This window comes from Streptomyces sp. NPDC025273 (genome assembly GCF_040638585.1).
GTDB lineage: Bacteria > Actinomycetota > Actinomycetes > Streptomycetales > Streptomycetaceae > Streptomyces > Streptomyces cinereorectus.
Genome location: NZ_JBEZYP010000003.1, coordinates 309,717 through 335,729 on the forward strand (window position 1 = coordinate 309,717; position 26,013 = coordinate 335,729).

Here is a 26,013-nt window from a genome sequence, read left to right on the forward strand (position 1 = left end):
GCGTTCACGCGGTGGGGTGCGGGATCAACCGCCGGAAAGGCGCCGGCCGTGGCGGCGAGATACGACCGGCCGGCTGTCCGCCACGAAGCGACCTCTCTGGTCGCGGCCATCAGCGAGTGGCCGTGGCCAGCACTTTCACCAGGGGCGGGCGAGGCCCGTCAGCGGTGGCCCAGCACATTGACCACCCGTCCGCTGGGATCGCGGACGAGGAATCGCCGCACGCCCCACTCCTCGTCCTGCAAGGGGTGCACGATCTCCGCACCGCTCTCCCGCATGACGGCATAGGCCGCATCCACGTCGTCCACCTCGACGCTCATGTCGGGGGTCACAGGCGCGGTCTTGTCACTGGTGATGACGCTGATCTGCACTGCCGGTGCGGACGGGGAGGCGAGCGTCGTGATCCAGCCGTGGTTCATGACCTCCTCGAAGCCCAGCAGGCCATAGAACTCCCTGCTCTCCTGCGGCCTCTCCGACTGGATGTTGGGCACGGCACGGCGAACGGTCATCAACGCCTCCAGGTGAGAACAAACGTGTCCCTATGTCTCGCCAGGAGTGCTGCGCCACGCCCACCGCGGCACGCACTGTCGCAACATGTCCTAGGAAGCCTTGCTCAGGGCAGGATCGGTACGCCAGACGACGGCCAGTTCGGCAAGCGGTACGCCCAGCACCTCGCTGAGCCGGACGATGGTGCCGAAGGCGGGGGTCGGCAGCCGGCCGGTCTCGATCTTGCGGAGGGTCTCCGGCGAGATCTCCGCCGCCAGGGCCACCTCGACGGGACTGCGTCCGGCCCGGGCGGAGCGCAACGCGGCCCCGAGGCGCCGGCCCGCCTCGATCTGTTCGGGGGCGAGCGGATAGCGAACCATGCGGACATGCTAGAGCCGCAGGTGACCGGGGGGCAACCACACCATCCCCTGGTATAAATATACCTGTCGGTCGCCCCGCAGAATCGAGGATCGCAGTGATCGAGCACAAATCTCCCGAAGACATCGCGCGCATGCACGTCACCGGGCAGTTCGTCGGCCAGGTCCTGGCCGAGCTCGCCGGCCTCGCCGCGGTGGGGGTCAACCTGCTGGACCTGGAGCATCACGCCCGCCGCCGCATCAAGGAGCGCGGCGCGGAGTCCTGCTACTGGGACTACGAGCCCTCCTTCGGCAAGGGCCCGTTCCGTAACGTGGTGTGCCTCTCGGTCAATGACGCCGTGCTGCACGGACTGCCGCACAGCTACAAGCTGCGCGACGGGGACCTGCTGACCATGGACATGGCGGTGAGCATCGATGGCTGGGCCGCGGACTCGGCCCACTCCGTCATCGTCGGCACCCCGGCCGAGGCGGACCGGCGGCTGATCGAGGCCACCGAGGTCGCTCTGGAAGCCGCGATCAAGGTCGCACAGCCGGGCAACAGGCTCGGGGACATCTCGGCGGCCATCGGCGCGGTCGCCGCCGAGTACGGCTACCCGGTCAACCTGGAGTTCGGCGGTCACGGTATCGGCCGCACGATGCACGAGGACCTGCACATCCCCAACGACGGTCGTCCTGGCCGCGGTTGGAAGCTGCGGCCCGGCCTGACGATCGCGATCGAGCCCTGGTTCGCCGCCGGCACGAACAAGATCGTCTACGACCCGGACGGCTGGACGATCCGCTCGGCCGACGGCTCGCGCACCGCTCATTCCGAGCACACGGTCGCCATCACCGAGACCGGTCCGCTCGTGCTCACCCGGCGCCCCTCGGAGCGATGAAGGGCTGGAGGACCAGCGGGACCACCGGTGACCGGACGCTGACGGGAGATTCATCGAGGATGAAGCCCAGGTGGCCCTCGACACGGCACCCGCGGTGATCGGGCGAGGTGGCCTCGCGGGTACGCACCGGACCGGCACGGACCGCGCAGCGGCCTTGTCCCGCCCGGTCGGGTCTCGGCGTCGTCAGGATCCGGCGGGCTCGAACCAGGTGGGTTCGTCCGCGACGGACTGCTTGATGCGGAACAGCGAGAACTCGCTCAGCGGCGGCAGCGCGTCGAGGGCGAACCAGCCCACCTCGAGCGACTCGTCGTCGTTCACCCGGGCCTCACCGCCCGTCGCCCGGCAGCGGAAGGTGATGTCGAGGTGCTGGGACACGTCTCCGTTGGCGTACGTCACCGGCTTCGACGCCTGGGTGAGCACCACCCTCTCCGCGACACAGCGCACCGCGGTCTCCTCGTACACCTCGCGCACAGCCGTCGCCGCGGGCTCCTCGCCGGGCTCGGGAATGCCGCCGACGACCGACCATTGACCGGTGTCGGACCGCCTGCCGAGAAGCACCCTGCCCTCGTCGTCGAAGACGATCGCGCTGACGCCCGGCAGCAGAAGCAGCTGGTGACCGGCGGTGGCACGGATCTCGCGGATGAAGTCGGGAGTAGGCATACGACGATCCTACGGAGCCGGCGCAGCGTTCTCCGGCCGCTTCCGGAGGTCCTTCCCCGCCCGGACGGACCGGACCGTCGCCCAGCCGAGGCCGGCCACCGCGAGCAGTACGAGGATGCCTTCGGGCAGGGTTCCCAGCCGGGTGGCCGGGGTCAGGGAGGACCGCAGCGGTACCTCGTCGACCAGCGCGTCGGGAGTGAACATCTCGGTCTTCTGCACGATCGTGCCGTCCGGCCGGATCACGGCGCTGACGCCGCTGGTGACGGGCACGACGACGGAACGCCCGTGCTCGACCGCCCGCACCTGGGACATCGCCAGCTGCTGGTAGGTCATCTCGCTGCGTCCGAAGGTCGCGTTGTTGCTCGGTACGGCGATCAGCTGACCGCCGTTCTTGACGGTGTCGCGCACCGCGTCGTCGAAAGCGGCCTCGTAGCAGGTCACGAGGCCGACCTTCGTGCCCGCCAGATCGAACACGCCGACCTTGGTGCCGGGCCCGAAGTCCCGCTGCACCCGGTCCACGTCCTTGCTGAAGATCCGTACGAAGGACCGCATCGGCATGTACTCGCCGAACGGCTGGATGTGCCGCTTGTCGTACGTGTCGACGGGGCCGCTGTCGGGGTCCCACTCGATCAGTGTGTTGCGGAGCGGTCCTGTGCCGGGCGCCAGGACGGCACCGATGACGGTGGGGGCGCCGATCGCCCGTACGGCCCGGTCGATCGCCTCGCGGGCGTCGGGGTTGCGGTACGGGTCGAGGTCGGAGGAGTTCTCCGGCCACAGGACGAAGTCGGGCTGGGCCACCTTGCCCGACTTCACGTCCCGGGCGAGCTGCTCCGTACGGTCGGCGTGGTTGTCCAGGACGGCCCTGCGCTGGGAGTTGAAGTCGAGTCCCAGTCGGGGCACGTTCCCCTGGATCGCGGCGACGGTGGCGGTGCCGTCCTCGGCCGAGTCGTCGACGAGCGGCAGCGCCGCGAGGGCGGCCACGACGGGCACCGCGACGGTGACGGCTGCCGCCACCACGGCGGCACGGGGCACGGTGCCGGTGGTGCGGTACCTGTGGACCTGTCGCACGGCTTCGAGGAGCCCGAAGCCGCACACCACCACGGCGAAGGAGAGCACCGGGGTGCCGCCCAGCGCGGCGAGCGGCAGGAACACGCTGTCGGCCTGACCGAAAGCGATCTTGCCCCAGGGGAAGCCGCCGAACGGCACCCGGGCCCTGACCGCCTCGTCCAGTACCCAGACCGCGGCCGCCCAGACGGGCCAGTAGACGAGCCGGGAGACCACGGCGATCCCGACGCAGCCCACGGCGATGAACAGTGCCTCGGCGCACGCGAGTGCGAGCCACGGGACCGGGCCGACCTCCTCCCCCGTCCAGTGCAGCAGCGGAAGCATGAACCCGAGCCCCGAGAGGAGGCCGAGACCGAACGCGGCGCGCAGCCCTCGGGCGGACAGGACCCAGCCCAGCAGTGCGAAGCCCGGCAGCACGAGCCACCACAGGGGCCGGGGCGGGAAGCCGGCGTAGAGCAGCGCACCGGACAGGACGGCCGCGGCCGGCCGGACGAGCCGCGGCCACAGCTTCCTGCTGCGGGGCGCGGGGGCGGGGGACGGCGGGTCAAGGGTGGTGATGGTGGCGCTCACCTGGCGGAGTCTACGGTGGAGCGCTGTGGGAGCGGCAGTCGCTCCGGCCGTTCAGGCCCCCGCCGGACCTCCCGGCTGCCCGCCGGCCGTCAGGTGCAGGCGGTCGCGGATGAAGCGTACGGCCGCTTCCGCGTTGTCCACGGTGACGGTGAAGGTCCTGCCGTCCCCCAGCCTCAGCACGAGTGCCTCGCCCCGGCGCACGACCACGGCGGTGCCCTGTTCGGGGCGCCAGCGGTAGCCCCAGCCGCCCCACTGACGCGGGGTGACCGTGGGTGCGAAGTCCGCACCGACCACATGCGTGAGCAGGATCCGGCGCCTGGGCAGTCCGATGTGGCCGCAGCGCACCTCGAGGGCGTCGCCGTCCACCCTGACGGCCACGTGGACGAAGGCGAGGGTCCCGAACAGGATGAGCAGTCCGGCGGCGACGCAGCCGATGACGGACATGAGGAGCGGGGCGATCCCCGCGCTCCAGGCGGACCCGACGGCGAGTTCGATGCCGAGCGCCAGGCATCCCGCTCCGGCGGCCGCGAGCAGCCACTGGAAGCGGTTGGTGGCCCGGCCCGTCCAGACCGCGCTCGGGGCCTGGGTCGAACCGTGCCGCGTGTTGCCGGGGTGGTCCGTCATGCCAAGCAGCGTACCCACGTTCCGCGTCCGGTGGAGGTGACCGGAGCCACCTCGGGCGGTCAGGGACAGGTCAGAGTACGGTGCTGACGGCCTTGAGCAGCAGGCCCTCGGCGTAGGCCAGAGCGGGTTCCGGCAGGCCCGCTGGGTGCCCGCCGAGGAGGACGGTGAGGGCGCCGACGGGTTCGGCCGACGGGGCGGCCGCGGCACCGATGCGGCGGAGCGCCTGCGCCGCGACGGCGTCGGCGGAGCCGTGCAGGGCGACCTGCGGGCGGCCGGGCTGCTGCACCGCGGCGCGAATGCGGCCGGCGAGCAGCTCGTAGTGGGTGCAGCCCAGGACGACGTCCTCGACATCGGGCGGAGTGAGGGCGGCGGCGGCGGCCACCGCACGCTCGATGCCCGTCTCGTCGGCGTTCTCCACGGCGTCGGCGAGTCCCGGGCAGGGCACTTCCGTCACGTCGACGGACCGGGCGAAGTCATGGATCAGCCCGCGCTGGTAGGGGCTTCCGGTGGTGGCGGGGGTGGCCCAGATGGCGAAGGGGCCGCCACCCTGGGCGGCCGGCTTGATAGCGGGCACCGTACCGATGACCGGCAGGCCCGGTTCCAGTGCGGCCCGCAGTGCGGGCAGGGCGTGGACGGACGCGGTGTTGCAGGCGACGATCAGGGCGTCGGGCCGGTGGGCGGCGGCGGCGCGTGCCACGGCGAGCGCGCGTGCGGTCACGTCCTCGGGCGTACGGGGGCCCCAGGGCATCGAGGCAGGATCGGAGGACAGCACCAGATCGGCGTCAGGCCGCAGCCGGCGTACCGCGGCAGCTGCCGCGAGCAGGCCGATTCCCGAGTCAATAAGTGCGATCTTCACCCGGTCACCATAGTCGACGGCCCTTGCGGCCTCGCCGAAGTGGGGCAGACTTCGGCGGATGAGCGCCGTTGCCTGGATCGCCGTGGGTTCGCTGACCGTGTGGGTGTGGCTGCTGCTGGGCCAGGGGTTCTTCTGGCGGACCGACCAGCGGCTCCCCCGGTGTGCGGAGCCGGCGCGCTGGCCCTCGGTGGCCGTGGTCGTACCGGCGAGGGACGAGGCCGAGGTGCTGCCGGTGAGCCTGCCGTCGCTGCTCGCCCAGGACTACCCCGGGGACGCGGAGGTCTTCCTCGTCGACGACTGCAGTCGCGACGGCACGGGGGAACTCGCGCGTGCGTTGTCCGTACGGTTCGGTGGACTGCCGCTGACGGTGGTGACGCCGGGTGAGCCGGAGCCGGGCTGGACGGGCAAACTCTGGGCGCTGCGGCACGGGATGGCGCTGGCCCGGCAGCGGAAGCCCGAGTTCCTCCTGCTGACGGACGCCGACATCGCGCACGAGCCGGACAGCCTGCGGGAGCTGGTCGCCGCGGCGGGCGACGAGGGTGCGGGCGGTTTCGACCTGGTCTCCCAGATGGCCCGGCTGCGGGTGACGAGCATGTGGGAGCGCCTGGTCGTGCCGGCGTTCGTCTACTTCTTCGGGCAGCTCTATCCCTTCCGCCGGGTGAACCGGGCGGGGTCACGGACGGCAGCCGCGGCGGGCGGCTGTGTGCTGCTGCGGACCGGAGCCGCCGAGCGGGCCGGGGTCCCGGAGTCCATCCGGCAGGCGGTGATCGACGACGTGTCGCTGGCGCGTGCGGTGCGGCGGAGCGGCGGCCGGATCTGGCTGGGGCTCGCGGAGCGGGTGGACAGTGTGCGCCCGTATCCGCGGCTCGCGGATCTGTGGCGGATGGTCTCGCGGAGTGCGTACGCGCAGCTGCGGCACAGCCCGCTGCTGCTGGTGGGGACGGTCCTGGGGCTGGGGCTGGTCTATGTGGCACCGCCCGCCACGCTCGCCGCCGGCCTGCTGACGGGAGACGCGGTGGCGACGTGGTCGGGCGGGGCGGCGTGGGCGGTGATGACGGGCACGTACATGCCCATGCTGAGGTACTACCGGCAGTCGCTGTGGCTGGCCCCGCTGCTGCCGTTCACCGCCGTCCTCTACCTCCTGATGACGGTGGACTCGGCGGTGCAGCACCACCGGGGCCGTGGTGCGGCCTGGAAGGGGCGCACGTACGCCCGCCCCGAGACCGCACCCGAGCCCTGAGTCCCGCCGGAGCCGGCCGGGGAGTCGCTTGTGGCCGGGGGCCCAGTTCACCCCCCGGCCGTAGGCGGCGTCGATGGTCCGCTGAGTGCTGACCCCGCGTCGGGGGACGAGGCAGCGGGCCTCGCGCTGCACCGTGAGGTCTTCCCCGTCGTTGGTCGTCGGTGGGGGCTCACGGTCCGCGAGATCGCCGAGCGGGCAGCGCGGTACCACCTCCCTACGGCCCGGACCGACAGCGGCCGCAGGCGATGGATTCGATACACGTCTAAGTTGACATCCGTCGATACCAGAGGCAGGCTCTGGACATAGACAGCAATCGAAGCAGCGGTCGAGCCGGCCGCCGATCTCGGAGGACATCAGCGCCATGACCACCACCACTGCGGATCTCCCGGTCGTCGTCATCGGGGCCGGACCCGTCGGACTGGCCGCCGCCGCACACCTGGTCGAGCGCGGCATCACCCCGCTGATCCTGGAGTCCGGGCCGGTCCCCGCCTCCGCCGTACGCGACTGGTCGCACGTGCGGCTGTTCTCCACCTGGGGTGAGCTCACCGACCCCGCCGCCGAGAAGCTGCTGGCTCCCACCGGCTGGACCAGGCCGGACGCGGCCGCCTACCCGTCCGGCGGTGACTGGGCCGAGCAGTACCTGGAGCCCCTGGCCGTAGCCCTCGGTGACCGTCTCCGTCTGGGAACCACCGTCACCGGTGTCTCGCGCACCGGCCGCGACCGCATCGTCGACGCCGACCGCGAGAGCCAGCCCTTCGTCGTCCACCTCACCACCGCCGACGGCAGTGAGGAACGGGTCTTCGCCCGCGCGGTCATCGACGCCTCCGGCACGTGGACCACCCCGAGTCCGGCCGGCGCCAGCGGGCTGGCCGCCCTCGGCGAGCGCGCCGCGGGCGACCGGATCACCTACCGTGTACCCGACCTCGATGACCCGGCCGTCCGTGCCCGGTACGCCGGCAGGCGCATCGCCGTCATCGGCTCCGGCGCCTCCGCCTTCACCGCGCTCGCCGTTCTCGCCGCCCTCGCGAAGGACGAGCCCGGCACCCACGCGGTGTGGATCCTCCGGCGTGGCATCAGCGGCTCCACCTTCGGCGGCGGCCAGGCCGACCAGCTCCCCGCCCGCGGCGCACTCGGCCTCGCGGCGAAGGCCGCGGTCGACCAGGGCCACGCAGACGCCGTCACCGGCTTCCGTACCGAAGCCGTCGAACGCGCTGACGACGGGCGGATCGTCCTGGTCGCCGAGGACGGACGCCGTCTGGACCCGGTGGACGAGGTGATCGTGCTGACCGGCTTCCGCCCGGACCTGTCCTTCCTCTCCGAGGTCCGTCTCGGCCTCGACGAACGGCTCCAGGCCCCGACCGAGCTGGCTCCGCTGATCGACCCCAACCAGCACTCCTGCGGCACCGTCTACCCGCACGGCCACCGCGAACTGTCCCACCCGGAGACGGGGGTCTATCTCGTCGGCATGAAGTCCTACGGCCGCGCCCCGACCTTCCTGGCCATGACCGGCTACGAGCAGGTCCGCTCCGTCGCCGCGGCCGTCGCCGGCGACCTCGAAGCCGCCGACCGCGTCGAACTCACCCTCCCGGAAACCGGGGTGTGCGGAGGGGCCGGCCTGTTCGACGCCCCGGCCGCCGAGAGCGAGGGCGGAGGCTGCTGTGCCGCACCGGAACCCGCCCTGGTGCAGCTCGGCGCCGGCGCCGTGGCCGCTGACGAGACACCGGCCGGCGGCTGCTGCGGCTCGTGACCGGCATCGGCACCCCCGCACGCGGGGCCGCGACCGGGACGGGGGGCCGGTCGCGACCCCGCGCCGTGCTGCCCGCGCTCTGTGCCACGCAGATCACCAGCTGGGGAATCGTCTACTACGCCTTCCCCGTCCTGAACCCGCAGATCACAGCCGCGACCGGCTGGTCGGCCGGGGCGACCACCGCGGCCTTCTCCGCGGCCCTGCTCGTCTCCGCCCTCGCCGGGATCCGCGTCGGCCGGATCATCGACCACCGCGGACCACGCGCCGTCATGACCGCCGGGTCCGTCCTCGGCGTCCTGAGCATCCTCGTCGTGGCCCTCGCGCCCGGCCTGGCCGTCTTCACCACCGGGTGGCTGCTCGCCGGCCTCGCCATGTCGGCCACGTTCTACCAGCCCGCCTTCGCCGCCCTCACCCGCTGGTGGGCCCCCGACCCCATACGCGCCCTCACCGTCGTCACCCTCGCGGGCGGCCTCGCCTCCACCGTCTTCGCACCCCTCACCGCCGCGCTCGCCGACCACATGTCCTGGCGCGCCACCTACGCCGTCCTCGCGCTGGTCCTCGCCGCCGTGACCATCCCCGCCCACGCACTCGCCCTGAACGCACCCTGGCCACAAGCTCCGACGGCCCCCGCCCACCTCGGCCTCGGGGCGAGGACGGTCGCCCGCAGTCGGCCGTTCCGGATGCTGGCCGCCTCCCTCACACTTTCCTCGTTCGCCGTCTCCGCCGCCGTGATCGCTCTGGTCCCGCTCCTGATCCAACGCGGCTACACCACCACCGAGGCAGCCTGGGCCCTGGGCCTCGGCGGCGCGGGACAGACCCTGGGCCGCACCCTCTACGCCCCCCTCGCCCGCCACACCTCACCCACGGCTCGAACGGTCACGCTCATCGCACTCGGCGGGGCCACCGCAGCGGCGCTCGCGCTGACGCCGGGTCCCTACGCGCTGGTGGTCGCGCTCTCCCTCACGGCCGGAACGGTCCGGGGAAACCTCACCCTGCTTCAGGCAACGGCCGTCACCGACCGGTGGGGAACCACCCACTACGGCCGCCTCTCGGGACTCCTCGCCGCACCCACGACCACCGCCTCGGCGCTCGCCCCCTTCGCCGGCGCCGCCTTGGCCCTGCCGCTGGGCGGATACCCCCACCTCTTCCTCGCGCTCGCCCTCACCTCCACGGTCGCCTCCCTCACCGCGCTCAGATCAGCGTCCACCTCACGGAAGTGAGTCCGGCGGGTGAGACCACTCTGGTTCGACATGTGTCAACATAGATATATGTCGAATGTGCGAGTGTTGCCAGTGCTGGAGCCTGACGTCGCAGCCTGCTGCCCACCCATGACCGAGCGCGCTCTGACCGCCGAGGAGGCCGTGCGGACGGCCGCGATGTTCAAGGCGCTCGGCGACCCGGTCCGGCTGCGGCTGTTCTCCCTCGTGGCCTCGCACGAGGGCGGCGAGGCATGTGTCTGCGACATCTCCGACGTCGGCGTCTCCCAGCCGACCGTCTCCCATCACCTGAAGAAGCTCAAGGAGGCGGGACTGCTCTCCTCGGAGCGGCGCGGCACCTGGGTCTACTACCGCGTCCAGCCGGCCGTCCTGGCCGCGATGGGGCAGATGCTGGCCTCCCGGGACTGACCCGCCGGTCGATGACGGACCGCCGGCAGTACGTCGCCGGACGGCACCCGTGGCGACGGACACCCACCTTCCGCCCTCGACGGGGACGAGGCGGTTCCCGCGTCAGCCGTGCGTCCTGGACACGCACTCGGCCACCACGTCACGAAGACTCCCCGTGCGATGGAGCGCCTCCCGCTGGATCCGTGCCCCCGTCCCACGCTCCAGCACCTTCCCGAGGGCGGCCTCGGCCGATGCGAGGTCGCCGCTGTCCTCCAAGGCGTCGCGGACGTGCGCGAGCAGGGCGCCCACGACTTCGGACGCGGGCTCGGGACGCATGGTCAGGGGGTGGAGCAGCCGCCCCTCCAGCCCTGAGCGGCCGGCTTGCCAGGCGGCCATACGCAGAACACCCACCCCTACCTGACCGGGCGGCTCCCCCGCGGACCAGCTGCGGGCCGCTGTCTCGACCAGCCCGCGCACGAGCGTGGCGAGCAACGCGGCGTCGGCCGGATCCAGGCACACGTCCGCCACTCGGACCTCGACGGTCGGGTACCGGTGCGAGAGCCGTGCGTCGAAGTAGATCATCCCCTCGTCGCGCAGGACCCCCGTGCCGACGAGTGCCTCGACCTGTTGGTGGTAGCGGTCCGCGGAGCCGAAGATCTCGACCGGCCCGGCCGACGGCCAGCGCCCCCAGACCCTGCTCCGGTAACTGGCGTACGCGGTGTCGCGGCCCTGCCAGAACGGTGAGTTCGCGCTCAGCGCGAGCAGCACCGGCAGCCAGGGGCGTACACGGTCCAGCACACCGACGCCCTCCTCGTCCGAGTCGACCGAGACGTGCACGTGACATCCGCAGGTCAGCTGCTCCTGTGCGGTCAGACCGAATTTCTCGGCCAGCCACCGGTACCTCTCACCGCTGCCGATCGACGGGCTGACCGGCAGGGGCGCAGTGGCAAGGGCCGCCACGGCGGCGCCGGCCTGCGCGGCACTCTTCGCCGCCTCGGCCCGCGAGCGAAGGATCTCGTCCGCGAGTTCGCGCATGTCGGTGCGCGGTTCGGTGGCGAACTCCAGTTGCTGGTCGTGGAGCTCCGGTTCGAAGACCGACTCCCCCTCCGCACGGCGTTCCGCGAGGGCCAGCACAGCCGTGGCCAGCGCACGGGGCTCACCACTCTGTTCGTCGACGAGCAGCAGCTCCTCCTCGACACCCACTGTCCGTACCATCGTGGCCTCCAAGCCTGTCCTGCCCGCCCGCAACCGTCGGGGGCCCGCCCCGTCATCCATCGGCTTCCCCGCGCTCCCGGGTTCACTCGGCAGGATGACCCGTCCGGCGCCGGACTTCGGTCCGGAGGGGGAAGACCCAGCCGGATGCACCGCGCCAGGAACCATGCCGGCGGCTCTCGCGGGGTAGGTTCGCGGGGCGAGTGGCGTCCGGCGTGCGGGCGGACGTCAACCCGCACGAGCCCCGCCGTGGCTCGGACTCGCGCGCGAGGGCGGGTGCGGTGTGGAACGGGTGGCTGTGGAGGAGAACTGATGGCTGCGTCTGCCGCGGAGCACGTGGCACCGGTGCCCGGTGTCCCGTGCTGGGTCAATCTCATGGTGGGGGACCTTTCCGCTGCCCGGGCCTTTTACACGGCGGTGCTCGGCTGGGAGTTCCGGACCGGTTCCCTGGGGGGCCGGTTCCTCGTCGCCTCGGTCGACGGTGTCCGGTGGCGGGAATCGGGGCCCGGCAGCCAGGTCTCTCGCCCGCGTCCGTGTGGACGCCTTACTTCGCGGTGCGGAACGCCGATGTCACAGCGGCCCGGATCCAGGAACGCGGGGCCACCCTCGCGGTGGGTCCGGTGGCCATGGGCGAGGGCCGAGCCGGCCTCGCCGCGGACCGGGACGGAGCCACATTCGGGTTCTGGCAAGGACCCGCTCCGGCCTGGTGGCCCGGCGAGCGCAGCGCCCGCCTCGATCTGCAGAGCAGTGACGTGTTCGACGCCGCGGTGTTCTACGGAGAGGTGCTCGACTGGGCCCGCGAGCCCGGCATCGAGGTCGTGTACCGGCACGATCACGTCGTCGTCGAGCAGGGCGGACGAGCCGTTCTGTCCCTGCGCGGCGGCGGTGTACGCACATCCCCGGAGGCGCACCTGCGACCACGCTGGCTCGTGAACTTCGGCGTCGACGACGTCGAAGGTGCCGTGGTCGCCGCGACCGCGGCAGGTGGCAGCCGGCCGCGGCCGTCCGCGACCTCCTGGTCGCCGAAGGGGTTCTCACGGACCCTGCAGGACCCGGACGGCGGACTGTTCACACTCACCAGCCGAGAATCGTGACCGGCCTGTCACCGCAGCGGGCGCGCACACACGGCGTCCGGATGCACATGGGCCCACGGCAGGCGACTCTGGAGACATGGCGACACCACCGATCACCGTCCACGCGCCGACGCCGTCCGGCGGTCGTCTCGTGACCGTCCACGTCAACAGGCGTGACGAAAGGCTGGGCCTGGCGCACAGCGATCACGACCTCATCGTGTTCCTGGCCGATGCCGGGCTGACCGATCCGGAGCGGATCCTCGACAACCCCGCCGTGGTCCAGTGGCAGGGGGCCGGAGCGCATCGGTACGAGACCGGCTGACTCCGCTCCGGGAAGCCCGGCGGTCGCCCTCGGCCAACTCCTGGACCGAACGGGTGAGCCGTGGTGGCGAGGTGGTCGGCCGCCCCGCTCGCCATGCGATCAGGACCCTCTGGCGGACGGCCGGGGCGGTTCGGCTGCGGCCAGGGACCGGTGGGTCATTGTGCGCCGCGGCGCTTGGTGTTGCTGTGCCGGCGCAGTGATTCCGCTCTGTGTGTGATGTCCGCGATCTGTGCCGCGAGTTCGGGGTGTCCGGGCCGCATGTGGTCCTGTGCGGCGCTCAGCGGGGCGACCAGCAACGCCGCGTCGTTCTGGGCCAGTGCGTGGGTGAGCCGAGCGAGAGGGCCCTGCGCCGGGGCGGGAAGGTCGGTCAGCGCGGTGATCTGGCCCGCGAGCCGGCGCAGGCCCGCAGCGTTTTCGCGGGCCCATGCGGCGACGCTGCGGTGGGCGGCCCGGTCATCCCGTGTCGCCTGTACACGCTGCTCGCCCGTACTTCCCGTCGGGCCCGGGCGAAGGCGCAGATACCGGCGCTCCGCCGCCTGGCGGCTCGTGACCCCCAGAGGCTCTGCGAGGTCGGCCCAGTTCACCCCACTGGCACGGGCCTCCTCGATGAGGCCGGACTCCCAGGCGGCAAGCTGCTGCCTGATCTCGCGAAGCAGGATCAGTGCGGCCAGCGCCTCCCCTCCGTTCGGGGCCGGCGGGGCGGCGGCGGGCTGCGGGCGCGGATCGTGCGACCGGGCGCCCGCCACCGCCGCGTCTATCGCCTTCAGGGCACCCAGGGCCGCCAGAGCCGTGGGCGGGGCCACCGGCCGGGACTCGGATCGTGCTGAATCCTGCATACGCCGGACCCCCTTTCCCTCCTTGTCACCGATCAGGTGACATGGCATTTGTCATCGCTTCGTTGACATGCTACAACGGAATGCAGGAAAAGGCGCATGACGCGATGACGCAGTGGAGGTGTTTCCCGATGCTTATGCGCACCGACCCCTTCCGTGAACTCGACCGGCTCGCCCAGCAGATCACCGGGACCTGGTCCAAGCCGTCGGCCATGCCGATGGACGCCTACCGCGACCACGACGAATACGTTGTGGCGTTCGATCTGCCAGGCGTCTCCAGCGACGCGATCGACATCGACGTCGAACGGAACATGCTGACGGTCAGGGCGGAACGCCGGCCGCCGCAGAGGACCGAGGACGTGCAGATGGAGCTCTCCGAGCGGCCGCTGGGCGTCTTCTCCCGGCAGATCGTCCTGACCGACAGTCTGGACACGGAGAACATCCGGGCCGACTACGAGACAGGCGTGCTGACTCTGCGCATCCCGATCGCGCAGCGCGCGAAGCCGCGCAAGATCAGCATCGGAAGCGGACAGTCCGCCCGTACCGAGATCGAGAGCTGAGCCGGGCACGCACGGGCCCGTACAACCGGCGGAGGACGGACCATGCCCCCTCCCACCGTCCGCCCTCCGCCTTCCTCCGTACGAGGGAGGCCGAACGGTGACACACATGAGCTGGCCGGCATTTCTGGACGCCGTCCGGGAGCGCGGCAGTTACCGCTCGCCGCACGAGGCGGAACGAGCGGCACGCACGGTTCTCGCGCTGCTGGGTGCTCACCTGGTGGGCGAAGAGCGTGTCGAACTGGCCGCGAAGCTACCGGATACGTTCGCTCTCATCCTGCTGAACCCTCTCCAGGCGGCCGAACCGCTCTCTCCCGAAAGATTCGTCCGTGCCACGGCGGCGTGGATCGAGGGAGCGACCGAGCAGACCGCCCTGTGGGACGTCGGCGCGGTCCTGAGCGTGGCGGCCGATGCCGCGGGCCAGGACCTCACGGAGCGGCTGCTGCTCCAGCTGCCTCCCGGGTACGACCTGCTCTTCGGGCACCCCGGCCCGTCCCGGCCGCCCACCGACAACGACGACGACACGTGACAGCGCTGTCCTCGCACACGGTCCGGGCGTTGGGTGCGGGCAGCCATCGGACGGCGGCGGCGAGGACCCGCAGCGCGGCGCAATGGCGGCAGCCGCGTCAGTGCTCCGTGCGTGTGCATAACCACCGCGACCCATAGAAAGGGCTGTTCGGAATCTCGACATCGCCGGCTGTCAGGAGTACTTCGTCGAGAACATCTCCGTGCACAACTGCGGCGCCCCGCGCTACGCGATCAAGACGGCTCGGCGAAATCCGGCGTTCCCACGTCGGTCCCGGCTCGGAGAAGGTGGCGTGATGGGTGCCGCTTGACCTCCTCCGGCCCTCTGCCATATTCGCGCGACAGAACGTCAGGAGCGCTTGGGACGGCCGAAGTCCTGGCGTACACCTCTGAACCGTCCGGTGAACGATGGCGCGGCAGGCCCGCGTTCCGCCCCGCCTCGGCACCACTCCACCGGTACGCACCACCGGCCGACGCCACCGCCGGTTCCCGCGCCGCCTCCGCGACGCACCGAGCCGCCGGCAGGCCAGGTACTCACCTGGCGTCCAGTCGTCAGTGGCGACCGGCAGGCCGCGGTCGCCCGGCCGATTCCGGGATGGCCGAAAGACTCCAGGCACTCCGCTTCGGAGGCCCGGGGCCGGGCGAGCGCCGGGCCGATGTCGCCCTTTGTAGTCCACCCGCCACTTCTTGTCAGCCACATCCTCCGACAGAAAGGCCCCCACTGTTTACGGGGGCTTTAACGACGCCTTGGCAGGTCGGGTAGACAAAAGCAGCGTAAATCGGATGGCCCCGGGATTGGGGCTCCCCAATCAGCACATCGTGGGCTTACCTTATGTCTCATGACCTCCCCTCGCTCCACCTACGGAGGCGGCTACTACGCCGCGCCGTCGTTCCCCGACACCCCGATCTACGACTCCCTGGTCGCCGAGCGGGGTACCCCTCAGATCGCACCGATCCGAGTTCCGGCCGCCTACGACACCGGCAGCAGCTACCTGCCTGCCCTGCCGTCCGCGCTTCCGGCCCTGCCCGCGGCCCCGTCGCAGCACAACGGGTCCTACGGCTACCCGCAGCAGGCGCCGCAGCCGCAGTACCAGAACGCCCGTGTGCAGCAGGCGCCGATGATGCAGCCCGCGCATCTGCAGCACGCACCGGCCCCGTACATCCCGCAGCAGCCCGCCGCGCCCCGTGGCTACCAGCAGCCGCAGCCTCAGCAGCAGCGGCCCGGTACGGGTTACGAAGCGATGCGCCCGGCCTCCCCGAGGCCGGCGCCCGCGCCGTCCCCGTACGAGGACCCGTACAACCGCCCGTACCAGGGCCGGGGGTACTGAGCGGGGCGAGAGGGTCGGCTGTCAGTGGTGGCTGGCAGGATGGACGCATGGTCTCTCCCGTACTCAGCGCCATCCGCGTCCACCCGGTCAAGTCACTGACCGCGTGCGCGACCGAGGAGGCCGTCGTCGAGCCGTGGGGACTCGCCGGCGACCGCCGCTGGATGCTGATCGACAGCGCGGACAGGGTCGTCACACAGCGTCAGTTGCCTCGCCTGGCACAGCTGTCCGCAGCGCTGCTGCCGGGTGGCGGGCTGGTGTTGTCGGGGCCCGGAGGTGCGCCGCTGACCGTGGATGTGCCCGATCCGGCCACCACGGTCCCCGCGGAGCTCTTCGCGGACAAGGTCGAGGTGGTGGAGGCAGCAGGGGCCGCGCACGCCTGGTTCGGTGCGCACCTCGGTGCGGAGGTCCGGCTCGTCCATCTCGACGAGCCGTCGCACCGAAGGCCCATCGACCCCGCCTGGGCCCGCCCCGGCGAGACCGTCTCGTTCGCCGACGGATTCCCGCTGCTGCTCACCGCGCGCGCCTCGCTGGATGCGCTCAACTCACTGGTGGCGCAGGGCGACCACGCGGACGAGGGCCCGCTGCCGATGAGCCGTTTCCGGCCGAACGTGGTCGTGGACGGCACCGCGCCCTGGGCCGAGGACGGCTGGCGGCGGATCGCGATCGGGGAGGTCGCCTTCCGCGTGGCGAAGCCGTGCGGACGCTGCGTCGTCACCACCACCGACCAGGTGACGGCGGAGCGGGGCAAGGAGCCGTTGCGGACGCTCGCCCGCCATCGCCGGACGGGTAGGAGTCTGCGCTTCGGCCAGAATCTGATCCCTGACGGGACCGGTGCGATCCGGGTGGGGGACCCCGTCCGAATCCTCGGCTGACTCCGGGGCACCAAGCTGCCCGGGGCCGCACGGGACAGGGAATGGCGTCGGCGTACTGAGGTCGCTTCTACGCCGCTCCGGTAGGCAGGCGGGGCCGTATCGGGCCATGACGGATACGGAAGGGGGTGCGTGAGGTGCGAGCGGTCCTGGGAATCCGGCGGTGGCGGCACAATCCCCTGTGCCGGCCCACCGACCGTCACGAGGCCTGGGTGGCTCTTGTCGCGCTGCTGTCGATGGTGCTCGCGGCCCCGGCGCTCGGTCTGCTGTGCGGAGCGCTCACCGACGACGCCCTCCAGCGGGCGGTGCGGGCCCAGCACACGCAGCGCCGTCCGACCGCGGCCGTCGTGGTCCGTGAGCCCCTGGGTTCGTCACGCTTCGCACAGGACCCCGAGAGCGCCGTCGCGGAGGGCACCGCGCGCACCTCGGTGGTGGCCCGCTGGACGGCCCCGGACGGCACGGTCCGTGCGGGGCGGGTGGTCACGGCGTCCCGGACCACCACCCCGGGCGCCCGGATCCGGATCTGGACGGACGACGCGGGCCGTGCGGCGCAGCGCCCCATGGACGCGTCCACCGCTCGCACACACGCGGTGCTGGCCGGAATCGGAGTGACGCTGCTCGCGGCCGGTCTGATGGAAACCGCCCGCAGGCTGGTCGTACGGCACATGATGCAACGCCGGTACATCCGGCTCGACATGGCCTGGGCCGAAACGGGACCCGACTGGGGCAGAACGGGTACGGGCAGCTGACGCCGGAGTGCGCAGCGGCCGGGCCGGTGCGCTGGATGTGGCTTCTGAAGAGGGCTCCTGGGCGGCCGACGCGTCAGCTCCCGCCCGTCGCGCGCGCTACGGTGGACCGGCCCGCCCGACTCCTCGGCAGGTGGACCCGGAGCTGCCCGCACGGACGGCACCGGCTTGCGGGCAGGCACGAGGCAGCGCACACGGCACGAGGTGGGGGCACAGCAGCACCATGGCACAGGGCACGGTCCAGGTGACGCACACCGGCACATCGCGATGGCGGCGCCGCACGGGCGAATACGCTTCCCTCACCGCAGCCCTGGAGGTTGCGGCCGATGGTGACATCCTCACCATCGCCCCCGGTACCTACCGGGAGAATCTCGTCGTCCACCGCGCGGTGACCCTGCGCGGTCCCGAGGGCTCCGTCGGATCCGTCCGGATCGCGCCGGTCGACGGCGTCCCCCTGACCGTCCGCGCGTCCGCCGTGATCCAGGATCTCCATGTGGAGGGCCAGGACTCGGCCGCCCCCGCCCTGCTCGTCGAGGAGGGCGCACCCGAGCTGTCGGATCTGCGCATCGTGACGAGGTCGGCCGCCGGAATAGAGGTGCGGGGCGCGGCCAGGCCCACCGTGCGCCGCTGCACCGTCGACAACCCGTCCGGGGTCGGCATCGCCGTACTCGACGGTGCCGGGGGGGTGTTCGAGGAGTGCGAGGTCGTCTCGGCCGGGCAGGCCGGCATATCGGTGCGCGACGGCGCGCATCCGAGACTGGAGCGCTGCCGCGTGCACCACGCGTCGGGCGCGGGCCTGAGCGTGACCGGGGAGGGCAGCGGCCTGGAGGCGGTGGGCTGCGAGGTCTACGAGATCAAGGGCAGCGGGGTGCAGATAACGGCCCGGGGCACCGCTCACCTCACCGACTGCACCGTGCACCGCACGTCCGCGGACGGGGTCACGCTGGACACCGACGCGGTCCTCACGCTCGCCGACTGCGACATCCACGACATCCCGGAGAACGCGGTCGATCTGCGGTCCCGGTCGGTGCTGACCCTGACCCGTTCCACCGTCCGCCGGTTCGGCCGCAACGGCCTGTCGGTCTGGGACCCGGGCACCCGTGTCGATGCCAACCAGTGCGAGATCCACGACAGCACGGGGGACTACCCGGCGGTCTGGGTCAGTGACGGGGCGACGGTGATACTCGACTCGTGCCGCGTCCACGACGTGCCCGACGCCCTCTTCGTCCTCGACCGCGGCTCGCGCGCCGATGTCGTGGACAGCGATCTGTCCCAGATCCGCAACACGGCGGTCTCGGTGAGCGACGGAGCCACCGCCCAGCTCGACGACTGCCGGATCCGTGAAGCGTCCACCGGGGCGTGGTTCCGTGACCACGGCAGCGGCGGCACCCTGAACAACTGCACCATCGACGCCGCGCAGACCGGTGTCATCGTCACCAAGGGCGCCGACCCGACGATCGAGCGCTGCACGGTCACCTCGCCCGCCGAGGCGGGTTTCTACGTCTCCGCCGAGGGCCGCGGCACCTTCCACAGCTGCCGGGTCACGGGGAGCGAGGGGTACGGCTTCCATGTGATGGACGGCTGCCGTTCCACGCTCACCCACTGCCGTACCGAGCGGTGCGCGCGCGGTGGTTACGAGTTCGCCGACGGCGGTGCCTCACACGGCGAGGGGCGCACCGGCGGTCCGGTCGTGGAGGACTGCACCAGCGACGAGAGCGGGCTGCGCAGCGCCGCTCCCCCGGCCCCCGCGGTCCTGACGGCGACCCAGTCCACGCCCGGGCTGCTCAGTGCGATGCCGGTGCAGCGGGCGGCCGAGCCCGCCGCCCCGCCGGTCCCGGCCGCGCCCGTACGGGATTCGGATGCCGTGCTCGGCGAACTGGACACGCTGGTGGGCCTGGACAGCGTCAAGCGCGAGGTGCGGGCCCTGACCGACATGATCGAGGTGGGCCGCCGCCGCCGGCTGGCCGGTCTCAAAGCCGCGTCGGTGCGCCGGCATCTGGTCTTCACCGGCTCCCCCGGCACGGGCAAGACGACGGTGGCCCGGCTGTACGGCGAGATCCTGGCCTCGCTCGGTGTGCTGGAGCACGGACATCTCGTGGAGGTGTCCCGGGTCGACCTGGTCGGCGAGCACATCGGCTCCACCGCCATCCGGACCCAGGAGGCCTTCGACCGGGCGCGCGGCGGGGTCCTGTTCGTGGACGAGGCGTACGCGCTGTCGCCGGAGGACTCCGGCCGCGACTTCGGGCGGGAGGCCATCGACACGCTGGTGAAGCTGATGGAGGACCACCGGGACGCGGTGGTGGTGATCGTGGCCGGCTACACCCACGAGATGGAGCGCTTCCTCACGGTCAATCCGGGTGTGGCGTCCCGTTTCTCACGGACGATCACCTTCAGTGACTACGTGCCGGAGGAGCTGCTGCGGATCGTGGAGCAGCAGGCCGAGGAGCACGAGTACAGCCTGGCCGACGGGTCCGGGGAAGCGCTGCTCACGTACTTCACAGCGCTTCCCAAGGGTCCGGCCTTCGGTAACGGCCGGACGGCCCGTCAGACCTTCGAGTCGATGGTCGAGCGGCACGCGGGCCGGGTCGCCCAGCTCGCCGAGCCGAGCACGGAGGACCTGACCCTGCTCTATCCGGAGGACCTGCCCGAGCTTCCCTGAGTCCCCGCGCCGGCCTGCTGGGGCAGGGCGGGTCCGAGCCGTTCCAGGAGCGCGGCCCGCTGCACGGCGAAGTCCGGGTCGGCCTGGTAGTCCGAGTGCCCCAGGATCGGTTCGGGCAGCGGGTGTTCAGGGGTGCGGCCGTAGACCAGCGGGTCCCTCAGCGGGCCCCGGTCGACCTCCGGTCCCCCGCCCTCGTCGATGCCGACCGGGCCGCCGATCGGGTCCGTGGCGCGCCACAGGTTGCGCCAGCAGTGGACGGACCGGTGCAGCCCGTCCAGCGGGACGGGGCCGAAGTAGGCCGGGAACCAGCGCCCGTAGAGCCGCTCGATCGGCGAACCGTAGGTGAGCAGCGCCACCCGCCGCCGCGCCGCGTCGGGCAGCTGCCAGACGGCGGCAGCGGCGAGCACGCTGCCCTGGGAGTGTCCCGAGATGACGAGCCGGCCACGGGTGCGGGCCGTCCAGGCGGACATCCGGGAGGACAGGTCGGGTACGGCCCGCTCGGCGTAGCAGGGCGGTGCGAAGGGGTGGGCGGCGCGCGGCCAGAACGTGCCGACGTCCCAGAGGATGCCGATGGTGCGCCGGGCGGAGACGTCCCGGTAGGCGCGGCGTCCCCAGGTGACGAAGAGTATGAAGCCGAAGCCGATCATCCATGAGCCGGTCGCCTGGGCTGCCTCGGCGATGGATTCGACGAGCGGGCTGGTGCCCTCCATGGCCAGGCCCGGAACCTCGCCGCTGATCCAGGCCCCTGTCACCGCTCCGGCACCGAGCAGGAGTGTGGCGCCGGAGACCAGCCCGACGATCCGGGGCGCGGAGTCCGTGAGCGCGGCCGTGGCCCTCGTGCGGGCGATCCGCCGGGTGCGGCCGGGGTCGGGGTGTGTCTGTTCGTACTCGGCCTCGACCTCGGGTCCCATCCGGCGGGCGCGCCGGGCGGTACGGACGACCAGCCAGGTGACGGGGACGAGCAGGAGCAGCAGGAGGACCGGGATGACGGAGGCCTGCCAGCTGAGGACCACGGGCGGGCCCTCGATCGCGGAGCCGCTGCCCATGCCCGGGGTGCCGGGACCGTCGAGCCAGTCGGCGACGCGCTGGGCGACTCCTCCGGTCATCACACCGCCGAGGGCGCAGGCGAGCATCGCGACGGCGGGGCCGCCGAGGCCGTGGAGGGTGGTGCGCGGCTCGCGGGTGCGCCGGTACAGGCTCAGTGCCACCGCGGCGAGTACGACGACGAGGATGCCCTGGCCGAGTGTGAGGAGACGGAAGGCGGCCTCTCCGGGGAGGGCGCCGGAGGAGGCCCAGCCGGGACGCGACCAGGCGGCGTACACCGCGCCGGCGACCAGGAGGGCGAGCGCGGCCCGGGGCAGGTAGGTGATGATGGCACGATCGAGCCGGTTGTCGAGCCGTCGCTCGCTGCGGCCCCGGCGGCAGACCACGGCGACGACGACGAGGCCGCACAGGACGAGGGATGCCTCGAACAGCCAGCCGAGCACCGCGGGTACGGGACCGTCGCCCCCCCGGTCGTGCCGGGCGGCGGCGCCCCCGACGGCGGCGGCGACAGTGAGGAACCCGGCGGCGGTGTGCGCGGCGCGCAGCCGGGCGACCAGCCTGCGGCCGTACCAGAAGCCCGGCCTGCCGAGAGCGGGGCGGACGACGGGGGCGCCGGACGGAGTGGGCCGCCTCTCGTCGTCCTCGCCGGGTTCGTCCCAGGTCAGCGGGCGCTGCGATTCGTAGGCGCTCCAGGTGCGGTTGGACAGGTACCAGAGCAGTCCGACGAGGGCGGTGGGCACGAGCGCGGCGACGGCGAGCCGACGTCCGGGCTGGGACCACCAGCCGCCCTGCTCCGTGGCGAGGAAGCCCAGCCAGGACCGCCGCGCGGAGCATTCGGCGACACCCGCGCACTGCCAGGCCACCAGGTCGAGGGCCACCTCGCAGACGGCGGCGGTCAGCAGCACGGTGAGGCTGAGGGCGAGGAGCCGCACGACCGCTCCGTACAGCCGGACCGCGCCGGTGCGCCCCGGGGCGGTGGGCCGCATCCAGTGGGCGAGGTTGACCACCATGAAGGGAAGCAGCAGGAGCCACAGGGCGCGGGAGCCGTTGCCGGAGGTGAGGTTGGACCAGCAGTAGGCCTCGGCGACGGGCCCGTCCCGGTGGCGCTCCGGGTGCTCCTCGGCCGCGACGTCCTCGGTACGCCGGTGGATGGCGGCCGTGTCGTCACCGGTGATCCTGGTCGTGCGGGGGTCACCGAGCATCTCCTGGGGGGTGGTTCCGCCGACGCCGTGGACGAGCAGTTCCAGCGCCGCCCCGGAGCTCTGCGGGGCCTGGGGTGCAGGGGGCAATGGGGTGACTCGCTCTCTGGTCCGTCCGGCGTCTCGGCCGGTGGAGGAAGGGGACGGGGCGCCGCTCGGGCTTCCGGGCTGATGCGCAGTCACCACCATCCCGGACAGGGGGCGTCCTCCGCACCGATCTCACCGAATCTCCCCAGTGACACGGCCCGTGGGTGTGCGTGGCAGGATGAGGGAGTCCCGCAGGCCCCTGCCGGACCGTGTGGACAGGTGAACAGAGGAAAGGGCCGGCCGGCGTTGAGCGAGAACCAGAACCTGCTCGCGGAGCAGCGGCGCGCGCTCATTCTCGACGAGGTGCGCAAGCGCGGCGGGATCCGGGTCAACGAGCTGACCCGCAAGCTGAGCGTCTCCGACATGACCATCCGCCGGGACCTGGACGCGCTGGCCCGTCAGGGTGTCATCGAGAAGGTGCACGGCGGGGCCGTCCCGGTGGTCGAGGCGAGCACGCACGAACCGGGGTTCGAGGCGAAGTCGACGCTGGAGCTCAGCGCCAAGGAGGACATCGCGCGGGCGGCGGCGGCGATGGCGGTGCCCGGCAGCGCGATCGCGCTCTCCGGCGGTACGACCACGTTCGCGCTGGCCAGGCATCTGCTGGAGGTACCGGCGCTGACCGTGGTGACGAATTCGGTGCGGGTCGCCGATGTCTTCCACGACGCGCAGCGACCCACGGCGGGGGGCGGCTCGCGGGCCGGGGCTGCCACGGTGGTGCTGACCGGAGGGGTCCGTACGCCTTCGGACTCGCTCGTGGGTCCGGTCGCGGACCGGGCCATCGACTCGCTCCACTTCGATGTGCTGTTCCTCGGGGTGCACGGCATCTCCGTCGAGGCCGGTCTCTCGACCCCGAACCTCGCGGAGGCCGAGACGAACCGCCGCCTGGTCCGGGCTGCGCGGCGGGTCGTGGTGGTCGCCGACCACACCAAGTGGGGCACGGTGGGGCTGAGTTCCTTCGCGACGCTCGACGAGGTGGACAGCTTCGTCACGGACGCGGGCCTGCCGGACGGTGCCCGCCGGGAGATCGAGGAGTATCTGCCGGACCTGGTCGTGGCGGGCGGATCACCGGACACGTAGGGCCCGGGGCGTTCCGCTCCGCACCTCTCGGAGCGGTGGACGTCCTAGGATCGGGGTGTGGCCGTCTTCCGGATCGAGCGTTTCACTTCCCTCCCCGCCGCCGAGACCTGGCGCCGGGTGACCGACTGGGAGCGGCATGGCGGGACTGTCCCGTTCACCTCGGTCACCGTCCCGACAGGTCCGCACACCCGCACCGGGACGGTCTTCGTCGCCCGTACGGGTCTCGGACCGTTCGGTTTCGACGATCCGATGGAGGTCGTGCGGTGGACCCCTCCGGCGGCCGGCCGGGCAGGGCTGTGCACGTTGGAGAAGCGCGGCTCCGTGGTGCGGGGCCGGGCCTCGATCGATGTCCGTCCGACCGGCGCGGGGTCTCATGTGATCTGGGTCGAGGAGCTGCGCGTACGGCTGCTGCCCGGCTGGGCCGATCCGCTGCTCGCGACCGCGGGGCGGCGGGTCTTCGGCCGTGTGCTCGACACCCTGCTCGACGAGTAGCTCACGACCGCCGCGCGGACGACCCGCATGCGGACCCCCGGGGGTGCCTGGACCGGGGCGGACGGGCTCAGGCGGACCAGGTGCCGGTGGCCAGGAATCGGTGGATCGTATCCGTGTACGGCTGGATGTCCAGGCCCTGCTCGCCCAGCCAGCTGTCCGAGTAGTACTTGTCGAGGTAGCGGTCGCCCGGGTCGCAGATCAGCGTGACCACGCTGCCGGTGCTGCCCCGCTCCACCATTTCGGCCACGAGCTTGAACGCGCTCCACAGCCCGGTGCCCGTCGAGCCGCCCGCCTTGCGGCCGAGGGCGCGCTCCAGCACGCGGACGGCGGCGACGGTGGCCGCGTCCGGCACCTTCATCATCCGGTCGATGGCGCCGGGCACGAAGCTCGGCTCCATGCGGGGCCGGCCGATGCCTTCGATGCGTGAGCCGCAGTCGCTGGTGGCCAGCGGGTCGTGCCGGGTCCAGCCGTCGAAGAAACAGGAGTTCTCCGGGTCCGGTACGCAGATCCGTGTGTCGTGCTGCATGTAGCGGACGTAGCGGCCGATGGTGGCGGAGGTGCCGCCCGTGCCGGCCGTGGCGACGATCCAGGCGGGTTCCGGGTACCTCTCCAGCCTCAGCTGCTGGTAGATGGATTCCGCGATGTTGTTGTTGCCCCGCCAGTCGGTGGCGCGCTCGGCGTAGGTGAACTGGTCCATGTAGTGGCCGCCGGTCTCGGCCGCGAGGGCCGCGGACTCCTCGTACAGCCTGCGGGAGTCGTCCACGAAGTGGCACTGCCCGCCGTGGAACTCGATCAGCCGGCACTTCTCGGGACTGGTGGTACGGGGCATCACCGCGATGAACGGCACGCCGATCAGCTTCGCGAAGTACGCCTCCGAGACGGCCGTCGAGCCGCTGGACGCCTCGATGACAGGCTTGCCCCGGCGGATCCAGCCGTTGCACAGCGCGTAGAGGAAGAGCGAGCGCGCCAGCCGGTGTTTGAGGCTGCCTGTGGGATGTGTCGACTCGTCCTTGAGGTAGAGGTCGATGCCCCACTGCTCGGGCAGGGGGAAGCGCAGGAGATGGGTGTCCGCGGATCGGTTCGCGTCCGCCTGGACCTTGCGCACCGCCTCCTTGAGCCAGGCCCGGTAGTCCGGATCGCTGCGGTCGATGTCCGCCGTCTCCACGACCCCACCGTCACGTCGGTGCTCACTGGCGTCCATCAGGGATCTCCTTCTCGCGGCGGCGGCATTCCGGAGCCACCACGATATTCCCCCCACCTGCACAAACGATCGCTTTGGTGATCCATAGCCCTGCCTTTGCACAGGGGCCGACGGGCGTGCGACCGGCGCGGCGGATCAGTGGATTCCCCTCCGATGTGGTCTGGTGCAACCGCCCCCGCCCAGGGCAGACTTCTCAGCAGAAGCAGGGACAAGGGGGGTGAAGTCGTCATGTCCGAGGCAGAGTTCAGCGCGACGGATGTCAGGATCGAGCGGTGGGCCCGTTCTCTGACCAGGGCCGGCCGAGTGATCGTCAAGGACGGCCGGCTGGCGCTGCTGACCAGTGACGGCCGGGAGATCGACAGCGCCCCGGTGACCACGGTGCGCGCGGGCAAGCGGTGGTTCCTGGCGGCCGACTCCGCGGTCGCACGGATCAACGGGGTGCGCTACCGCCTGACGATGGGGCAGCGCAGCCGCAGGCCGGGTGGGGCCGCCCCGGTCCGCAGGTTCCTGGAGGTGCTGCGCGTCGCGGGGAGCCGGCGGACCTGACGGAACGCTTCCGTGCGGGCACCGCGAGTTGCGGAGCGCAACCCCCTGGGTCACGCTGGTCTCACGTCACTGATGGTGCACCGGCGGTGACAGCGCGAGCCGCTCCGCCGGGGCCGATCAGGGCGGACCACGCGTCACCAGA

Annotated in this window: 25 protein-coding genes and 2 pseudogenes; 16 read left to right on the plus strand and 11 right to left on the minus strand. The window is 72.0% G+C overall.

Annotation, left to right across the window (positions count from 1 at the left end):
* Window positions 1-158: 158 nt before the first annotated feature.
* Both AB0F38_RS08425 and AB0F38_RS08430 read right to left on the minus strand, forming a co-directional pair.
* Window positions 159-506 (minus strand): VOC family protein, encoded by a 348-nt coding sequence (locus AB0F38_RS08425; protein ID WP_361888621.1) that lies wholly within the window; start codon window positions 504-506, stop codon window positions 159-161.
* Between the two features lie 90 nt (window positions 507-596).
* On the minus strand, window positions 597-863 hold the full coding sequence (locus AB0F38_RS08430) for a helix-turn-helix transcriptional regulator (protein WP_361888623.1): 267 nt from the start codon (window positions 861-863) through the stop codon (window positions 597-599).
* Window positions 864-958: 95 nt separating this feature from the next.
* Here AB0F38_RS08430 and map point away from each other — a divergent pair, with 95 nt between their 5' ends.
* Window positions 959-1,735, plus strand: a complete 777-nt coding sequence (gene map, locus AB0F38_RS08435) for a type I methionyl aminopeptidase (protein WP_361888626.1) — start codon at window positions 959-961, stop codon at window positions 1,733-1,735.
* A gap of 183 nt (window positions 1,736-1,918) precedes the next feature.
* On the opposite strand, the gene AB0F38_RS08440 is transcribed toward map, so the two are convergent.
* The 4 genes from AB0F38_RS08440 to AB0F38_RS08455 all read right to left on the minus strand — a co-directional run bounded on the left by AB0F38_RS08440 (window position 1,919) and on the right by AB0F38_RS08455 (window position 5,510).
* Window positions 1,919-2,395 carry an NUDIX domain-containing protein gene (locus AB0F38_RS08440; RefSeq protein WP_361888629.1) on the minus strand — a complete coding sequence of 159 codons (477 nt, stop codon included), beginning with the start codon at window positions 2,393-2,395 and terminating at the stop codon, window positions 1,919-1,921.
* A gap of 9 nt (window positions 2,396-2,404) precedes the next feature.
* Window positions 2,405-4,030 (minus strand): apolipoprotein N-acyltransferase, encoded by a 1,626-nt coding sequence (lnt, locus tag AB0F38_RS08445; RefSeq protein ID WP_361888632.1) that lies wholly within the window; start codon window positions 4,028-4,030, stop codon window positions 2,405-2,407.
* 51 nt (window positions 4,031-4,081) lie between these two features.
* Window positions 4,082-4,654, minus strand: a complete 573-nt coding sequence (locus AB0F38_RS08450; protein ID WP_361888635.1) for a hypothetical protein — start codon at window positions 4,652-4,654, stop codon at window positions 4,082-4,084.
* Window positions 4,655-4,724: 70 nt separating this feature from the next.
* Window positions 4,725-5,510 (minus strand): aspartate/glutamate racemase family protein, encoded by a 786-nt coding sequence (locus AB0F38_RS08455; RefSeq protein ID WP_361888638.1) that lies wholly within the window; start codon window positions 5,508-5,510, stop codon window positions 4,725-4,727.
* Between the two features lie 58 nt (window positions 5,511-5,568).
* Here AB0F38_RS08455 and AB0F38_RS08460 point away from each other — a divergent pair, with 58 nt between their 5' ends.
* Entirely contained in the window at window positions 5,569-6,750 is a 1,182-nt protein-coding gene (locus tag AB0F38_RS08460; protein WP_361888641.1) for a glycosyltransferase, read from the plus strand.
* Window positions 6,751-6,777: 27 nt separating this feature from the next.
* On the opposite strand, the pseudogene AB0F38_RS08465 reads toward AB0F38_RS08460, so the two are convergent.
* Window positions 6,778-6,906 (minus strand): annotated as a pseudogene (locus tag AB0F38_RS08465) (Tellurium resistance); the annotation flags it as partial.
* A 205-nt stretch (window positions 6,907-7,111) separates the two neighbouring features.
* On the opposite strand from AB0F38_RS08465, the gene AB0F38_RS08470 reads away from it, so the two are divergent.
* From AB0F38_RS08470 to AB0F38_RS08480, 3 genes are read left to right on the plus strand one after another with little or no spacing between them, the layout of a single operon-like run.
* Window positions 7,112-8,497, plus strand: a complete 1,386-nt coding sequence (locus AB0F38_RS08470; protein ID WP_361888644.1) for an NAD(P)-binding domain-containing protein — start codon at window positions 7,112-7,114, stop codon at window positions 8,495-8,497.
* Window positions 8,494-9,717 carry an MFS transporter gene (locus tag AB0F38_RS08475; protein ID WP_361888647.1) on the plus strand — a complete coding sequence of 408 codons (1,224 nt, stop codon included), beginning with the start codon at window positions 8,494-8,496 and terminating at the stop codon, window positions 9,715-9,717. Before AB0F38_RS08470 ends, AB0F38_RS08475 begins: the two co-directional genes overlap by 4 nt.
* Window positions 9,718-9,765: 48 nt before the next feature.
* The gene (locus tag AB0F38_RS08480; RefSeq protein WP_361888650.1) at window positions 9,766-10,122 is read left to right on the plus strand and encodes a metalloregulator ArsR/SmtB family transcription factor; all 357 of its coding nucleotides are present in this window, start codon (window positions 9,766-9,768) and stop codon (window positions 10,120-10,122) included.
* A 102-nt stretch (window positions 10,123-10,224) separates the two neighbouring features.
* Here the strand turns inward: AB0F38_RS08480 and AB0F38_RS08485 are convergent, their stop codons facing one another.
* Window positions 10,225-11,316, minus strand: a complete 1,092-nt coding sequence (locus AB0F38_RS08485; RefSeq protein WP_361888653.1) for a glutamate--cysteine ligase — start codon at window positions 11,314-11,316, stop codon at window positions 10,225-10,227.
* A 372-nt stretch (window positions 11,317-11,688) separates the two neighbouring features.
* Between AB0F38_RS08485 and AB0F38_RS08490 the strand changes: the two are divergent.
* Together AB0F38_RS08490 and AB0F38_RS08495 are read left to right on the plus strand one after the other, a co-directional pair.
* Window positions 11,689-12,407, plus strand: a pseudogene (locus tag AB0F38_RS08490) (VOC family protein).
* A 76-nt stretch (window positions 12,408-12,483) separates the two neighbouring features.
* Complete coding sequence (locus tag AB0F38_RS08495; RefSeq protein ID WP_361888656.1) at window positions 12,484-12,708, plus strand: hypothetical protein; 225 nt, start codon at window positions 12,484-12,486, stop codon at window positions 12,706-12,708.
* A 155-nt stretch (window positions 12,709-12,863) separates the two neighbouring features.
* Here AB0F38_RS08495 and AB0F38_RS08500 read toward each other — a convergent pair whose 3' ends face one another.
* Complete coding sequence (locus tag AB0F38_RS08500) at window positions 12,864-13,544, minus strand: type III effector protein (protein WP_361888659.1); 681 nt, start codon at window positions 13,542-13,544, stop codon at window positions 12,864-12,866.
* A gap of 128 nt (window positions 13,545-13,672) precedes the next feature.
* On the opposite strand from AB0F38_RS08500, the gene AB0F38_RS08505 reads away from it, so the two are divergent.
* The 6 genes from AB0F38_RS08505 (at window position 13,673) to AB0F38_RS08530 (ending at window position 20,225) form a co-directional block, all read left to right on the plus strand.
* Entirely contained in the window at window positions 13,673-14,101 is a 429-nt protein-coding gene (locus AB0F38_RS08505; RefSeq protein WP_361888662.1) for an Hsp20/alpha crystallin family protein, read from the plus strand.
* 106 nt (window positions 14,102-14,207) lie between these two features.
* Window positions 14,208-14,627, plus strand: coding sequence for a DUF2267 domain-containing protein (locus AB0F38_RS08510; RefSeq protein ID WP_361888665.1), 420 nt, complete (start codon window positions 14,208-14,210; stop codon window positions 14,625-14,627).
* Between the two features lie 835 nt (window positions 14,628-15,462).
* Entirely contained in the window at window positions 15,463-15,951 is a 489-nt protein-coding gene (locus tag AB0F38_RS08515) for a DUF6643 family protein (RefSeq protein WP_361888667.1), read from the plus strand.
* Window positions 15,952-15,998: 47 nt separating this feature from the next.
* The gene (locus AB0F38_RS08520) at window positions 15,999-16,823 is read left to right on the plus strand and encodes an MOSC N-terminal beta barrel domain-containing protein (protein WP_361888670.1); all 825 of its coding nucleotides are present in this window, start codon (window positions 15,999-16,001) and stop codon (window positions 16,821-16,823) included.
* A gap of 134 nt (window positions 16,824-16,957) precedes the next feature.
* Entirely contained in the window at window positions 16,958-17,569 is a 612-nt protein-coding gene (locus AB0F38_RS08525) for a hypothetical protein (RefSeq protein WP_361888917.1), read from the plus strand.
* 220 nt (window positions 17,570-17,789) lie between these two features.
* Window positions 17,790-20,225: a right-handed parallel beta-helix repeat-containing protein gene (locus AB0F38_RS08530; protein WP_361888673.1), complete on the plus strand. Its 2,436-nt coding sequence runs from the start codon at window positions 17,790-17,792 to the stop codon at window positions 20,223-20,225.
* On the opposite strand, the gene AB0F38_RS08535 is transcribed toward AB0F38_RS08530, so the two are convergent.
* A complete protein-coding gene (locus tag AB0F38_RS08535) occupies window positions 20,195-22,471 on the minus strand; it encodes a hypothetical protein (RefSeq protein WP_361888919.1) in 2,277 nt (758 codons plus the stop codon). The two genes, AB0F38_RS08530 and AB0F38_RS08535, sit on opposite strands and share 31 nt — an antisense overlap.
* A gap of 330 nt (window positions 22,472-22,801) precedes the next feature.
* Between AB0F38_RS08535 and AB0F38_RS08540 the strand changes: the two genes are divergently transcribed.
* A complete protein-coding gene (locus AB0F38_RS08540; RefSeq protein WP_361888676.1) occupies window positions 22,802-23,632 on the plus strand; it encodes a DeoR/GlpR family DNA-binding transcription regulator in 831 nt (276 codons plus the stop codon).
* Between the two features lie 57 nt (window positions 23,633-23,689).
* Window positions 23,690-24,124, plus strand: a complete 435-nt coding sequence (locus AB0F38_RS08545; protein ID WP_361888679.1) for an SRPBCC family protein — start codon at window positions 23,690-23,692, stop codon at window positions 24,122-24,124.
* A 67-nt stretch (window positions 24,125-24,191) separates the two neighbouring features.
* On the opposite strand, the gene AB0F38_RS08550 is transcribed toward AB0F38_RS08545, so the two are convergent.
* Window positions 24,192-25,325: a PLP-dependent cysteine synthase family protein gene (locus tag AB0F38_RS08550; RefSeq protein WP_361888682.1), complete on the minus strand. Its 1,134-nt coding sequence runs from the start codon at window positions 25,323-25,325 to the stop codon at window positions 24,192-24,194.
* A 228-nt stretch (window positions 25,326-25,553) separates the two neighbouring features.
* Between AB0F38_RS08550 and AB0F38_RS08555 the strand changes: the two genes are divergently transcribed.
* Complete coding sequence (locus tag AB0F38_RS08555) at window positions 25,554-25,871, plus strand: hypothetical protein (protein WP_361888685.1); 318 nt, start codon at window positions 25,554-25,556, stop codon at window positions 25,869-25,871.
* The last annotated feature ends 142 nt before the right edge of the window (window positions 25,872-26,013 follow it).

What these genes read in the sequence shown, in the direction of transcription:
- AB0F38_RS08555 (WP_361888685.1), top strand. Translation starts at nt 25,554, where the DNA reads ATGTCCGAGGCAGAGTTCAGCGCGACGGATGTCAGGATCGAGCGGTGG.
- AB0F38_RS08505 (WP_361888662.1), top strand. Translation starts at nt 13,673, where the DNA reads ATGCTTATGCGCACCGACCCCTTCCGTGAACTCGACCGGCTCGCCCAG.
- AB0F38_RS08515 (WP_361888667.1), top strand. Translation starts at nt 15,463, where the DNA reads ATGACCTCCCCTCGCTCCACCTACGGAGGCGGCTACTACGCCGCGCCG.
- AB0F38_RS08425 (WP_361888621.1), bottom strand. Translation starts at nt 506, where the DNA reads ATGACCGTTCGCCGTGCCGTGCCCAACATCCAGTCGGAGAGGCCGCAG.
- AB0F38_RS08480 (WP_361888650.1), top strand. Translation starts at nt 9,766, where the DNA reads ATGTCGAATGTGCGAGTGTTGCCAGTGCTGGAGCCTGACGTCGCAGCC.
- AB0F38_RS08550 (WP_361888682.1), bottom strand. Translation starts at nt 25,325, where the DNA reads ATGGACGCCAGTGAGCACCGACGTGACGGTGGGGTCGTGGAGACGGCG.
- AB0F38_RS08520 (WP_361888670.1), top strand. Translation starts at nt 15,999, where the DNA reads ATGGTCTCTCCCGTACTCAGCGCCATCCGCGTCCACCCGGTCAAGTCA.
- AB0F38_RS08440 (WP_361888629.1), bottom strand. Translation starts at nt 2,395, where the DNA reads ATGCCTACTCCCGACTTCATCCGCGAGATCCGTGCCACCGCCGGTCAC.
- AB0F38_RS08470 (WP_361888644.1), top strand. Translation starts at nt 7,112, where the DNA reads ATGACCACCACCACTGCGGATCTCCCGGTCGTCGTCATCGGGGCCGGA.
- AB0F38_RS08535 (WP_361888919.1), bottom strand. Translation starts at nt 22,471, where the DNA reads ATGCTCGGTGACCCCCGCACGACCAGGATCACCGGTGACGACACGGCC.
- AB0F38_RS08510 (WP_361888665.1), top strand. Translation starts at nt 14,208, where the DNA reads ATGAGCTGGCCGGCATTTCTGGACGCCGTCCGGGAGCGCGGCAGTTAC.
- AB0F38_RS08495 (WP_361888656.1), top strand. Translation starts at nt 12,484, where the DNA reads ATGGCGACACCACCGATCACCGTCCACGCGCCGACGCCGTCCGGCGGT.
- AB0F38_RS08450 (WP_361888635.1), bottom strand. Translation starts at nt 4,654, where the DNA reads ATGACGGACCACCCCGGCAACACGCGGCACGGTTCGACCCAGGCCCCG.
- AB0F38_RS08430 (WP_361888623.1), bottom strand. Translation starts at nt 863, where the DNA reads ATGGTTCGCTATCCGCTCGCCCCCGAACAGATCGAGGCGGGCCGGCGC.
- AB0F38_RS08460 (WP_361888641.1), top strand. Translation starts at nt 5,569, where the DNA reads ATGAGCGCCGTTGCCTGGATCGCCGTGGGTTCGCTGACCGTGTGGGTG.
- AB0F38_RS08485 (WP_361888653.1), bottom strand. Translation starts at nt 11,316, where the DNA reads ATGGTACGGACAGTGGGTGTCGAGGAGGAGCTGCTGCTCGTCGACGAA.
- AB0F38_RS08500 (WP_361888659.1), bottom strand. Translation starts at nt 13,544, where the DNA reads ATGCAGGATTCAGCACGATCCGAGTCCCGGCCGGTGGCCCCGCCCACG.
- AB0F38_RS08530 (WP_361888673.1), top strand. Translation starts at nt 17,790, where the DNA reads ATGGCACAGGGCACGGTCCAGGTGACGCACACCGGCACATCGCGATGG.